Source organism: Dactylosporangium sp. CA-092794, assembly GCF_050948465.1.
Taxonomy (GTDB): domain Bacteria; phylum Actinomycetota; class Actinomycetes; order Mycobacteriales; family Micromonosporaceae; genus Dactylosporangium.
The window spans coordinates 3,513,998-3,528,163 of the sequence record NZ_CP192044.1 but is presented as its reverse complement, the minus strand read 5'-3'; the positions used below and the strand labels follow the sequence as shown (position 1 = coordinate 3,528,163).

The following is a 14,166-nucleotide window of genomic DNA, read 5'->3' as shown; positions in this document are numbered from 1 at the left end:
TCACTCTCCTGGGGTACGGGGGCGGGGGGCGAGCCAGTCCTCGATGGCGCGGGCGGTGTCCGGGGCGTGCCGGTCGACCATGCCGAGGTGGTCGGCGGCCAGGTCGGCGACGGTGTACGCCGGGTCGGCCACCGAGGCGAGCAGGCCCGGGTCGTGCTCGCCGGGCACGAACCACTCCCGGCACCGCACGAACAGCACCGGTGCCGCGATCGGGGGCCGGGCGGCGGGGGTGGGCTCCAGGTCGGCGAGGATGTCGGCCCAGCGGCCGGTGGCGGAGAGGCGGGCGCTGTCGTACCCGCCGAAGGGGCCCTCCAGCCGGGTCCAGGCGTGCATGAAGCTCTGGCCGAGGGTGTCGTCGGCGCCGAGGAAGCGGTCGATCCCGTAGGTGTCCAGCAGCACGACCCCGGCCGGGTGCGGGCCGTCGTCGCGCTCCAGCCGGGCGGCGACGGCGTGGGCGAGCACGCCCCCGGCCGAGTAGCCCAGCAGCACGAACGGGTCGTCGCCGGCGGCGGCGCGGACGGCGGCGGTGAGCGCGTCGAGGGCGGCGTCCGCGCCGCCGGGCAGCGCCTCGCCGGGGAGGTAGCCGGGCAGCGGGACGGCGAGGACGTCGCGGACGCCGTCGAACGCGGCGGCCAGCCGGGCGAGCTGCCCGGGCGCGGCGGTCACCATGGGCGTGCCGAAGCACAGCAGCCGGGGCCGGCCCGGGCCGGCGGCGAGCGGTACCACCGCCGGAACGACGGCCGCCGCCGTTGCGGGGAAGCTCGGCCGGGTGGCGGCCACCGCGGAGAGCATCGCCATGGCGGTGCGCATGTCGACCGTGCGGGTGGCGGCCCGGAACAGGTCGCTGAGCGTCTCCCCCGCCGTGGCCGGCGCCTCCGGGGCGGCGGGCGCGAGCGCCTCGGCCACGACCCGGGCGAGGGCGGCGGGGGTACCGGCGTCGAACACCGCGGCCGGCGGCAGGCGCACACCGAGGTCCCGCTCGATCGCGGCGCGCAGCTCCATCGCCGACAGCGAGTCGAACCCGGAGCGCACGAACTCCTCCCCCGGGTCGAGCGCGGCGCCCGCGCCGAGGCCGAGCACGCGGGCGCCGAGCGCGACGATCGCGTCCCGTACCGCACCCTCGCGCCGCCGCGCGGGCAGCCCGAGAATCCGGGCGCGCGGCGACTCGGGCGCCGCGGTCCGGGCCGGTGCCAGCCCCCGCAACAGGGCGGGCACGGAGTCCTGCCGGCTCCGCAGGGCGGCCCGGTCGACGGGCAGCGCCACGACGGCCGGGTCGGTGCCGCTCACCGCGGCGTCGAGCAGGGCCAGGGCGTCGCGCTCGGCGAGGGCCGGCAGCCCCTGCGCCCACATCCGGGCCCGGTCCGCCTCACCGAGATGGGCGCCCAGCCCGGCGTCGGTGTCCCAGAGCCCGAAGGCGATCGCGGTGGCGGGCAGCCCCTCGGCCGCCCGCCGGGCGGCGAGGGCGTCCAGGTAGACGTTGCCCGCGGCGTATGCGGCCTGCCCGGCGGCGAGGACCAGCCCGCCGGCCGAAGAGAACAGCACGAACGCGGCGAGCGGCCGATCCCGGGTCAACTCGTGCAGGTGCCACGCCGCCCCGGCCTTCACCGCCAGCACCGCGTCGAGGTTGTCGGGGGTGAGCGTGCCGAGCAGCCCGTTGGCGGTGCGCGCGGCGGCGTGGACGACGGCGGTGAGCGGCCGGTCGGCGGGGATGCCGGCGAGCAGCCGGGCGAGCGCGGCCCGGTCGGTGACGTCGCAGGCGGCCACCGTGACCTCGGCACCGAGCCCGGTGAGCTGCTCGGCGAGCGCGGCGGCGCCGGGCGCGTCCGGCCCGCGCCGCCCGGCCAGCAGCAGGTGACGCACGCCGTGCCGGGTGACCAGGTGCCGGGCGACCGGCGCGGCGAGGCCGCCGGTGCCGCCGGTGATCAGCACGGTGCCCGTCCCGAACGCGCCGGCCCGCGGCGGCGGGGCGGCCAGCGGGGCGAGGCGCGGGACGAGCAGCCGCCCGTCGCGCCGGGCGAGCTCGGGTTCATCGAGGGCGAGCGCGGCGGCGACAGCGGGCTCGGCCGGGTCTTCGCCCGCGAGGTCGAGCAGGCGGATGCGGCCCGGGTGTTCGGCCTGCGCGGCGCGCACGAGGCCCCACACCGGCGCCTGGTCGAGGTTTGGCGGTACACCGGTGCCGGGGTCGACGGCGCCGCGGGTGACGACGACGAGCGGGTCGGCGGGGTCGGCCGCCCACTCCTGCAGGGCGGCGAGGGTATACTGCACGGCGTCGGCGGCCGGGCACTCCAGCACGACGGCGTCCACGGGGCGGGGCGCGGGCGCCACGACCGGGGTCCACTCGATCCGCCACAGCGCGTCGGTGGCGGTGAGCTGCCCGGCGGTGATCGGGCGGGAGACCAGCGACGCGACGGTCAGCACGGGCGCGCCGCCGGGGTCGGCGGCGCGCAGCGAGACCCCGCCGGCGCCGTCCGGGCGCAGCGTCACCCGCAGCCGCCGGGCCCCGGTGGCGTGCAGGCGGACGCCGGTCCACGCGTACGGCAGCCGGACCTCGTCGCCGCCGGCCGGGACGACGGCGTGCAGGCAGGCGTCGAGCAGCGCGGGATGGATGCCGTAGCCGGCCGGGCCGCCGGCCGCGTCGGGGAGGGTGACGTCGGCGATCAGCTCGTCGCCGCGCCGCCGCAGGGCGGTGAGGCCCTGGAACGCGGGGCCGTAGCCGAACCCGCCGTCGGCCAGCCGCTCGTACAGGCCACCGAGGTCCACGCCGGTGCCCAGGGCCGGGTCGTCGGGCTCGGCGGCCGGGGCGGGCTCGGTGGTGAGCAGACCGTCGGCGTGGCGGGTCCACGGCGCAGCGCCGTCGCCGTCCGGACGGGTGTGGATGGTCACGGTGTGGGCGCCGGGCCGGTCGGCGGGGGCGCGGCGGACCTGCACGAGGAGCCCACCCGACTCGAGGATGCGGACGGGGGTGTGCAGGGTGAGGTCGGCCAGGGTGGTCGCGCCGGCCTCGGCGCCGGCCCGCAGGGCCAGCTCGACCAGGGCCGCGCCGGGCAGGACGATCCGGCCGAGGACCCGGTGCCCGGCCAGCCACGGCTGGGCGTCGAGGCTGAGGTGTCCGGCGAGCACGGCCGCCTGGCCCGGCTCCGGTGCGGCCAGGACCGTGCCGAGGATCGGGTGGGCGCCGGCCGGGGCGGGCGCGGCGGCGGTCCACCAGAAGTCGCGATGGCGGAAGGGGTACGTCGGGAGGCCGATCCGCCGCGCGCCACGGCCGGCGAGCACGGCGCTCCAGTCGACGTCGCCCCCGGCCTCGTAGCGCCGCGCCAGCCCGGCCAACTCGGCGGTCTCCCCTACGGCCAACTCGGCGCCCGCTCCTACGGCCGGGGCGGCCGCGTCGGGCGGCGGGAAGGTGATACGGCGCGGTGGCGTATCGCCGGCGGCGAGGGCCGCGGCGGCGCGCCGCAGTTCGGCGGAGTCGGCGCCGAGGAGCACGGCGCGATGGCGCAACGCGGTGCGGCGGGCGAGGGCGGCCGCGACATCGAGCGGATCCCGCTCCTCACCGGCGAGCTGGGCGGCGCGGGCGCGCAGGGCATCGGGAGTGCGCGCGGACAGCACCCACGGCACGACCGCCGGCGGTGGCGCCGAGGCCGGCGGTGCGGGGGCCACCGAAGCCGGCTGTTCGAGGATGACGTGGGCGTTGGTGCCGCTGATGCCGAACGATGACACAGCCGCGCGCCGGACGTGGTCGGTCGGCGGCCAGTCGCGGGCGCGGGTGGCCAGCTCGACGGCGCCGGCCGTCCAGTCGACGTGGGTCGTCGGGCGGTCCACGTGCAGGGTCGCCGGTACTTTGCCGTGGCGCATCGCGAGGATCAGCTTGATGATCCCGGCCACCCCGGCGGCGGCCTGCGTATGGCCGAGGTTGGACTTCACCGAGCCGAGCAGCAGCGGCCGGTCGCGGTCCTGGCCATAGGTGGCCAGCAGCGCCTGGGCCTCGATCGGGTCGCCGAGCCGGGTCCCCGTGCCGTGGCCGTCCACGACGTCCACATCGGACGGTCGCAGCCCGGCCCGCCCCAGAGCCTGCCGGATGACCCGCTGCTGGGCGGGGCCGTTGGGGGCGTTCATCCCGTTGGAGGCGCCGTCGGAATTGACGGCGGTGGACCGTACTACCGCCAAGACGTCATGGTCGTTGCGCCGGGCATCGGACAGTCGCTCGACCACCAGGACGCCGGCGCCCTCGGACCAGCCCACGCCGTCCGCGGCATCGGCGAACGACTTCGACCGGCCGTCCGGGGACAGGCCGCGCTGACGGGAGAACTCCACGAATGTCTGCGGCGTGGCCATCACCGTCACCCCGCCGGCCAGGGCGAGCGTGCACTCCCCGGCACGCAGCGACTGGCCGGCCAGGTGCAGCGCGACCAACGACGAGGAGCAGGCGGTGTCGACGGTGAGCGCCGGGCCCTCCAGCCCCAGTGTGTAGGCCACCCGCCCGGACACCGCGGCGCCGGAGACCGCGCCGGTGATGTAGTCGTGGTACATCAGGCCGGCGAAGACGCCGGTCGGCGAGCGGCGCAGCCCGGCCGGGTCGAGGCCGGCGCTCTCCAGGGCCTCCCAGGCGACCTCGAGGAACTGCCGCTGCTGGGGGTCGAGGGAGCGGGCCTCGGCCGGGGCGATGCCGAAGAACTCGGCGTCGAAGCCGGCCGCGTCGTCGAGGAAGCCGCCGAAGCGGGTGGTGGACCGGCCCAGGGTGCCGGGCGTCGGGTCGTAGAGGCCGTCGACGTCCCAGCCGCGGTCGCGCGGGAACTCGCTGACCACGTCGCGGCCGTCGAGCAGCAGCCGCCACAGGTCGCCGGGGTTGCGCACCCCGCCGGGGAACCGGCAGGCCATGCCGACGACGGCGAGAGGTTCGGCGAGCGCGTCCCGTTCGGCGGTGAGGCGGCGGTTGGCGCGGCGCAGGCTCTCGGCGTCGAGCAGGGCGGTGCGCAAGGCCTCGACGAGGCGGGGATCCTGGGCGGCGGTCATGTCAGCGGCTCCCGGTCTCGTCGGCGGCCTGGCCCAGGGCGAGGGCGATCAGGTCGTCGGCGCTCATGGCCCGGATGACGTCCGCGTCCGCGGAACCGTCGTCCGGCCCCGGCCCCGCGGTCTGCGCCGGGAGTGCCTCCGTGGTGCCCTGCCCCGGGAGGGGATCCGGGGCGGTCCGGGTCGGGAGGAACTCGGTGGCGAGGGCGTCGGCGAGGGCTGCCGGCGTGGGATGGTCGAAGACGAGCGTGGCGGGCAGGCGGATGCCGGCGGCGGCGCCGACGCGGTTGCGGAACTCGACCGCGGTGAGGGAGTCGAAGCCGAGGTCGGCGAAGGCGGCGTCGGCGGCGATGGCGGCCGCGGTGCCGTGGCCGAGCAGCGCCGCGGCCTCGGTGCGGACCAGCTCCAGCAGCAGCGCCCGGCGCTCGGCCGTAGCCATTGCGCGCAGCCGCTCCGCCAGGGCCGGCGCGGCGGTGGCCTCGCGGGCGGCCGGGCGCGGGCGCGCGGCCGTTCCAGCGAGTTCCCGCAGCGGCGGCGGTAGGGTCTCGGGGTCGCCCAGGGCCGCGCGGTCGAGCCCGAGCGGCACGAGCACCGGCAGGTCGCGGGCGCAGGCGGCGTCGAACAGGGCGAGCCCCTCGGCGGTGGTGAGCGGGCGGATGCCGGCCCGGCGCATGCGGCCGGCGTCGGCGTCGGCGAGGCTCCCGGCCATGCCCCCACCGGCCCAACTGCCCCAGGCCAGGGAGAGCCCGGGCCGGCCGTCGGACCGGCGCTGCGCGGCGAGCGCGTCCAGGAAGGCGTTCGCGGCGGCGTAGTTGGCCTGTCCGGGGGTACCGAGCACACCGGCCGCCGAGGAGAAGACCACGAAGGCGGAGAGGTCCCGGTCCAGGGTCAGCTCGTGCAGGTGCCGCGCGCCGCCGGCCTTGGGGCCGAGCACGGCGGCGAGCCGGGGCGGGGTGAGCGCGCTGACCACGCCGTCGTCCAGGACGCCCGCGGCATGCACGATCCCGCCCAGGTCGGGCACGCCGGCCAGCAGCGCCGCCACGGCCGCGCGGTCGGCGACGTCGCAGGCGGCGAGGCGGACCTCGGCGCCGAGCGCGGTGAGCTCGGCGGCCAGTTCGGGGGCGCCGGGTGCCGCCGCGCCGCGCCGGCCGGCCAGCAGCAGCCGGCGCACGCCGTGCCGGAGGACCAGATGCCGGGCGACGATCGCGCCGAGCGCGCCGGTAGCCCCGGTGACGAGCACGACCCGCTCGGGGTCGAAGACCGTCGCCGGCGGCCCGGCCGACGCGGGCGCGGGCGCCAGCCGCGGGACGTAGACAACCCCGTCCCGCACCGCCGTGCCCGGCTCCCCGGAGGCGAGCACGGCGGCGAGGTCCGCGCCTTCGGTGGCGGGCCGGGCGAGGTCGGTGAGGAGGAGCCGGCCCGGGTGTTCGGCCTGGGCGGAGCCGACCAGGCCGCGGATCGCGGCGCCGGTCAGGTCCGCGACGCGCTCGCCGCCGACCGCGACCGCGCCGCGGGTCACCACGAGGAGGGTGGCGTGCGCATGCCGGTCGTCGCCGAGCCAGCGCTGCACGGCCGCGAGCGCGTCCGCCTCGTTCAGCCCCGCGGTTTCCAGCACGACCAGGTCGGGCACCGGGCCGGCGCCGAGCGCGGACCAGGCAATCCAGTCGGGCGCCGCGGCCGGCGGGATCGACGGCAGGCCGCGCCAGACCGGGGCGAGGAGCCGGTCGTCGGTCGCGGGGGCGGCGGGGCGGGAGGCGAGGGAGCCGATGGAGAGCACCGGGCGGCCCAGCGCGTCGGCGGCATCGATCGCCACCCGGCCCGGGCCGAGGCGGCGCACCCGGACCCGGGCCGCGCCGGCGCCGGGCGCGGCGAGCCGCACGTCGGTGAACGAGAACGGCAGCAGCACCGGGCCGTCGCCGGCGAGCGCGGTCGCCGCCTGCAGGCAGGCGTCGAGCAGGGCCGGGTGGACGCCGTAGCGGCTGGCCTCCCCGGCGACCGGCTCGGGCAGCGCCACCTCCGCGTGCGCCTCGTCGTCCGTGTACCGGCGGAGGGAACGCAGGCCCTGGAAGGCCGGGCCGTAGCCGAGGCCGTGCCCGCGCAGCGCCGCGTAGAGGGCCGATACGTCGATCGGCTCGCCCTGCGGCCCGCCGTCGAGTCCGGGCGGCTCCGGGAGGGTGTCGGCGAGGAGGCCGTCGGCGTGCAGGGCCCATGGCCGCTCGGGGCCGCCGGGGCGGGCGTGGATGGTGAACGACCCGGCGGCGTCGACGCGCATCTGGAGCGAGATGCGCACCCCGGACGGGACCGGGAGCGGGGCGCGGACGGTGAGCTCGGCGACGCCGGCCCGGCCGGTCTCGGCGGCGGCGCGCAGGGCCAGCTCGCACCAGGCGGCGCCGGGCACGATCGCCGCCTCGCCGACGGTGTGGTCGGCGAGCCACGGCTGCGCGGCGGTGGACAGCAGCCCGGTGAGCAGCAGGCCGGCGGAGTCCGGGGAGGGCACGATCGCGCCGAGCACCGGGTGGTCGGTGGCGTCCTGGCCGAGGCCGGGCACGTCCGCCGGGACGCCGCGCTGCCAGTAGCGGCGGTGCCGGAACGGGTACGTCGGCAGCGGCACCGACCGGGCGCCCCGCCCGGCGAAGAACGACCGCCAGTCCGCGGCGGCACCGTCGGCGTGGAGGGCGGCGAGGGCGGCGACGGCGGTGGTCGCCTCGTCGTGGCCGGCGCGCAGCAGCGGCACGGCGAGGGTGTCCGGCCCGGCGAGGGTCTGCCGGGCCAGGGCGGTGAGCACGGCGTCGGGTCCGAGCTCTGCCAGGCGTACCACTCCGGAAGCCTCGATCGCGATGACACCGTCGGCGAACCGGACGGTCGCGCGGGCCTGAGCCGCCCAGTAGTCGGGCGTGCCGAAGTCGTCGGCGAAGGCGCCGGTGACGCTGGAGACGACCGGGACGGCCGGCGGCTGCCAGGCGAGGCCGGCCGCGACCGCGCGCAGCTCGTCGACGATCGGCTCCATCAGCGGGGAGTGGAACGCGTGGCTGACCTGCAGCCGCGCGGTGCGCGGGAAGCGGGCGGCGACCGCCGCGACCGCGTCCGCGGGGCCGGCGACGACGACCGAGCGCGGCCCGTTCACCGCGGCCAGGCCGACCCGGTCGTCGAGCAGCGGCCGGACGTCGCTCTCCGGCGCGGCGATCGCTGTCATCACGCCGCCCGCGGGCAGCGCCTGCATCAGCCGGCCCCGGGCGCGGACCAGGGTGACCGCGTCCGGCAGTGACAGCACCCCGGCGACGTGCGCGGCGGCGATCTCGCCGACCGAGTGGCCCAGCAGGACATCGGGGTGCACGCCCCAGGACTCCAGCAGCCAGAACAGTCCGACCTGCAGGGCGAGCAGGGCCGGCTGCGCCCACTCGGTGCGTTCGAGGGCGTCGCGGTCCGTGCCCCACATGACCGCGCGCAGCCCGCCGCCGGCCAGCTCGTCGACCGCGGCCACGGCCTCGGCGAAGACGGGGAAGACCGCGGCGAGGTCGCGGCCCATGCCGAGGCGCTGGGAGCCCTGGCCGGTGAACAGGAACGCGGTGCGCCCGGAGCGGGCCGCCGTGGGTTCGACGGTCTCCAGCCCGGCCCGCAGGGCGTCTCGGTCGGCGGCGGTGACCACGGCCCGGTGCCGCAGCGCGGCCCGGCCGGTCGCGAGCGTGAACGCGATGTCGAGGGGGTCGGCGTCCAGGTGGGCGCCGAGGCTGCGGGCCTGGTCGGCGAGGGCGTCCGGCGTGGCGGCGGAGAGCACGAAGGGCAGGACGGGCGGCGCGGCCCGGACCGGCTCCGGCGGGGCCGGGGGCGCCTCCAGGATGACGTGGGCGTTGGTGCCGCTGATGCCGAACGAGGACACGGCGGCCCGGCGGGGGCGGCCGGCATCGGGCCAGGGCCGCGCCGCGGTGACCAGCTCGACGGCGCCCGCCGTCCAGTCGACGCGGCTGGTCGGGCGGTCGACGTGCAGGCTCGCGGGCACCAGGCCGTGGCGCATCGCGAGGATCAGCTTGATGATCCCGGCCACCCCGGCGGCGGCCTGCGTATGGCCGAGGTTGGACTTCACCGAGCCGAGCAGCAGCGGCCGGTCGCGGTCCTGGCCATAGGTGGCCAGCAGCGCCTGGGCCTCGATCGGGTCGCCGAGCCGGGTCCCCGTGCCGTGGCCGTCCACGACGTCCACATCGGACGGTCGCAGCCCGGCCCGCCCCAGAGCCTGCCGGATGACCCGCTGCTGGGCGGGGCCGTTGGGGGCGGTGAGGCCGTTGGAGGCGCCGTCGGAGTTGACGGCGGTACCACGCACCGCCGCGAGGACCCGGTGGTGGTGCCGCCGGGCGGCGGAGAGCCGCTCGACCACGAGGACGCCGACGCCCTCGGACCAGCCCACGCCGTCCGCGGCGTCGGCGAACGACTTCGACCGCCCGTCGGCGGCGAGGCCGCGCTGGCGGGAGAACTCCACGAACGTCGCCGGGGACGACATGACCGTGACCCCGCCGACGAGTGCGAGGGAGCATTCGCCGGCGGCGACCGACTGGGCGGCGAGGTGCAGGGCGACCAGCGACGAGGAGCAGGCGGTGTCGACGGTGACCGCGGGGCCTTCCAGCCCGAGGGCGTAGGCCACCCGCCCGGACACCACCGAGCCGACGCCGAGGAGGCTGTAGTCGTGGTACATCAGGCCGGCGAACACGCCCGTCGGCGTGCCGTGCAGGCCGGAGGGGTCGATGCCGGCGTCCTCCAGGGCCTCCCACGCGGTTTCCAGCAGCAATCGCTGCTGCGGGTCGCTGACCAGGGCCTCGTTCGGGGCGATGCCGAAGAACTCGGCGTCGAAGCCGGCGGCGCCGGCCAGGAAGCCGCCGGAGCGGGTGAATGACTTGCCGGGCGTGCCGGGAACGGGGTTGTAGAGGCCGTCGACGTCCCAGCCGCGGTCGCGCGGGAACTCCGACACGGCGTCGCCGCCGTCGAGCAGCAGCCGCCACAGGTCGTCGGGGTTGCGCACGCCGCCCGGGAAGCGGCAGGCCATGCCGACCACGACCAGCGGATCGTCGCCGCCGGCCGCCACCGGTTGCTCGGCGGGCAGAGCCGGGGCGGCCGCGACGGGCCTCGGTGCGGCCGGCGTCAGGGTGGCCAGGTGGGCGGCGAGGGCCCGCGGGCGGGGGTGGTCGAACACCAGGGTGGTGGGCAGCCTCAGGCCGGTCGCGGCGGCGAGGCGGTTGCGCAGCTCGACGGCGCTGAGCGAGTCGAAGCCGAAGTCGGAGAAGGCCCGGTCGGCCTCGACGTCGTCCGGGGAGTCGTGGCCGAGCACCGCGGCGATCTCGGCCCGGACCAGAGCGAGCACGTCGGCCGGGCGGGCGGGCCGCGCGGCCGCGGGGGCCGGGGTCGTGCGGGCCGGGTCCAGGCCGCGGAACAGCGGCGGGAGCGGGTCGAGGCGGGCGAGCTCCAGGTGTACCGGCAGCAGAACGGAAGCGTCGGCGGACACCGCGGCGTCGAAGAGGGCGAGCCCCTGCGCCGCCGACAGTGGCGGGGCGGCGGAGCGGTGCAGGCGGGCCCGGCCGGTCTCGTTCAGGGTGCCGGTCATTCCGGCCGCGGCCGCGCCGGAGAGGTCCCAGGCGCCCCAGGCGAGGCTGAGGGCGGGCAGGCCGGCGGCGCGCCGGTGGGCGGCGAGGGCGTCGAGGAACGCGTTGGCGGCGGCGTAGGCGGCCTGCCCGGCGTTGCCGAAGGCGCCGGCGATCGAGGAGCAGACGACGAACGCGGCCAGGTCGCGGTGGCTCGTCGCCTCGTGCAGGTGCCAGGCGCCGTCCACCTTGGGCCGCAGCACCCGCTCGAGCGTCTCGGGCGTCGTGGCGAGGACGGTGGCGTCGTCGAGGACCCCGGCGGCGTGCAGGACGGCGGTGACCGGGTGGGCGGCGATCAGGTCGCGCACGGCGTGCGGGTCGGCGACGTCGCAGGCGGCCACGGTGACCGTGGCGCCGTGCGCGCGCAGCTCGGCAAGGAGGTCGCCGAGGCCGGCGCGGTGCGGGTCGCGGGCGGTGAGGACGAGGTCGCGCACGCCGTGCCGGGTGACAAGGTGGCGGGCGAAGAGCCGGCCCAGCCCGCCGGTGCCGCCGGTGATGAGGACGGTACCGCCGCCGTGCCAGCGATCCGGTGCCGGCGCCGCCGGGATTCGGGCCAGGCGGGGCGCCCGGATCTCGCCGTCCCGGATCCGCAGCTCGGTCTCGCCCGCCGCGGCCGCGGCGCGCAGCGCGCCGCCGATGTCCCCGCCGTCGCCGTCGATGAGCAGCAGCCGGCCGGGGTGCTCGGTGCCGGCGGCCCGGACCAGGCCCCGGACCGCGGCCGCGGCCAGGTCGGCGGCGGGCTCGCCGGTCCGCCGGGTGACCACGGCGATCCGGCCGGTGCCGCCCGTGAGCCGGTCCTGGAGCCGCCCGAGCGCCTCGGCCACGCTCCGCCGGACCGCCGCCGGGGTGTCGTCCCCGGCGGGCGGCTCGACGTGCAGGATCTCGGCCTCGGGCTCGGGTCCGGAAGCGGCCGGGGCGAGGGGCACCCAGTCCGTCCGGTAGAGCGCGCCGCCCGCCGACTCGCCCCGCGGCGCCCGCAGGACCAGGGAGTCGACCGTTGCCACCGGGCCGGACGGGCCGGTGAGCAGCAGCGAGACGGTGTCGCCGGGGCCGCGCCGCAGCCGGGCCCGGACGGCGGTCGCCCCCGTCCGGTGCACGGTGACCCCGGCGAAGGAGAACGGCACCCGGGCGCCGCGCTGGTCACCGAGGAACGCGACGGCGTGCAGGCAGGCGTCGAGCAGGGCCGGGTGGAGCAGGTAGCCACCCGCGCGGACCGGATCCGGGCCGGGCAGGGCCGCGTCGACGTCGGCCTCGCCGTCGCCGCGGCGCAGCGCGGTGATCCCGCGGAACGCGGGGCCGTAGGCGAAGCCCTCGGCGGCGAACGCGGCGTAGAGCGCCTCGGCGTCGACCGGCTCGGTCGCGGCGTCCTCGGCCGTGGGCGGCGGGTCACCGGCCGGTGGGGTGAGGGTGCCGGAGGCGTGCCTGGTCCAGGCGTCCCCGGCGCCCCGGGCGTAGAGGACGAAGGGCCGGCCGCCGTCCGGTTCCGGCGGGCCGGCGGCGAGCTGCACGTCGACGCCGTCGCCGAGCGGCAGCGGCCGCTCGATGGTCAGCTCCCCGACCCTCGGCGCGCCGAGCCGCGCGCCGACCGCCAGGGCGAACTCGAGGAGCGCGGTGCCGGGCACCACGGTCTCGCCGAGGACGACGTGGTCGGCCAGCCATGGGTGGCCGCTCGCGGACAGCGTGGCGGTGGCGAGGTGGCCGCCGGTCCCGGCGACCGGGGTGACCGCGAGGGGCAGGGCCGGCCCGCCGGTGGACGGCCAGAACCGGCGGCGCTGGAACGGGTAGGTGGGCAGCCGCTGCGCGGTCGCGGTCCGCCCGCCGGCCACGGACGGCCAGTCGACCCGCGCGCCGCGCACGGCCAGTTCCGCCAGGCGGGCGAGCGGGAGCGCCGGGTCGGGCTTCTCGTCTTCCGGGAGCTCGTCGGTCGGGCCGCCGGTCAGCAGCGCCGGGTGGCCGGCCCCGTCGGCCAGGGCGCGCAGCGCGGCGCGGGCTACGGCGACGTCCCCGGTCAGGATCACGGCCCGGTGGCCGAGCCAGGCGCGCGGGGTCGCCGCCGCGGCCGCGAGGTCTTCGGGGTGGCGGTCGAAGTGGTCGTACCACCGTTCGGCGAGGGCCCGCAGCGCGGCGCCGGTGGCGGCGGACAGCGGGATGACGCACGGCGCCGGCGCGGGGACCTCGTCCGGCGGTGGAGGCGCTTCCTCGATGATGCAGTGCGCGTTGGTACCGCTGATGCCGAACGCCGACACGCCCACCCGGCGCGGCCGGTCCCCGGCGGGCCAGTCCCGAGGCTCGGTCAGCAGCCGCACCGCGCCCCGGCTCCAGTCCACCCGGGTCGCCGGGGCATCGGCGTGCAGGGTGCGGGGCAGGACGCCGTGGCGCAGGGCGAGGACGGTCTTGATGACGCCGGCCACCCCGGCCGCGGCCTGGGTGTGCCCGATGTTCGACTTCACCGAGCCGAGCCACAGGGCCTCCGAACGGTCCCGGCCATAGGTCTCCAGCAGGGCCTCGGCCTCGATCGGGTCGCCGAGGACGGTGCCGGTGCCGTGCGCCTCGACGGCGTCGACGTCGGCCGGGGCGAGCCGGGCGGCGGCGAGCGCGGCCTCGATGACCCGGCGCTGCGCGGGGCCGTTGGGGGCGGTCAGGCCGTTGGAGGCGCCGTCGGAGTTCACCGCGGAGCCGGTCAGCACGGCGAGTACCTCCCGGCCTTCCCGCCGGGCGTCGGACAGCCGCTGCAGGACCAGCACGCCGGCGCCCTCGGCCCAGCCGGTGCCGTCGGCAGCGTCGGCGAACGACTTGCACCGGCCGTCGCGGGCGAGCCCCCGCTGGCGGCTGAACTCGACGAACGTCGCCGGGGTCGCCATGACGGTGACGCCGCCGGCGATCGCGAGGGACGACTCGCCGGCGCGCAGCGACCGGGCCGCGAGGTGCAGCGCGACCAGCGACGAGGAGCACGCGGTGTCGACGGTCAGCGACGGGCCCACCAGGCCGAACACGTAGGACAGCCGACCGGACAGCAGCGCCGCCGCGGTGACCGTGCCGGCGGGGAGGTGGCCGTAGTCCTGGCCGTTGGTGCCGGCGAACACCCCGACCGGTCGCCCGCGCAGCCCGTCGGGCGCCAGGCCGGCCCGCTCGAGCGCCTCCCAGGCCACCTCCAGCAGCAGCCGCTGCTGCGGGTCCATGGCGAGGGCCTCGCGCGGGGCGATGCCGAACGGGTCGGGGTCGAAGCCGGCCGCGTCGGCCAGGAACCCGCCCTGGTCCACGTAGCTGGTTGCGGGGGTCTCGCCGGTCGGGTCGTACAGCGCCGCCAGGTCCCAGCCGCGGTCGGCCGGCAGCGGACCCACCGCGTCCCGGCCGTCGGCCAGCAGCCGCCAGAACTCCTCGGGCGTGTCGGCCCCGCCGGGGAAGCGACACGCCATCGCGACGATGGCGATGGGTTCGCGGCCGGCCTCCTCCACCTCGTGCAGCCGTTGCCGCACGTCCTTGAGGTTGGCGGTGGCCCGGCGCAGGTACTCCAGGAGCTTGTCGTCGTCGGCCA

General features: G+C 78.5%; 1 protein-coding gene and 1 pseudogene. Both read right to left on the bottom strand.

Features of this window, described 5'->3' with window-relative positions:
* A complete protein-coding gene (locus ACQPXD_RS15085; protein WP_432843846.1) occupies nucleotides 1–4,974 on the bottom strand; it encodes an SDR family NAD(P)-dependent oxidoreductase in 4,974 nt (1,657 codons plus the stop codon).
* A 37-nt stretch (nucleotides 4,975–5,011) separates the two neighbouring features.
* Nucleotides 5,012–14,164: pseudogene (locus ACQPXD_RS15080) on the bottom strand (SDR family NAD(P)-dependent oxidoreductase); the annotation flags it as partial.
* Nucleotides 14,165–14,166 lie beyond the last annotated feature (2 nt).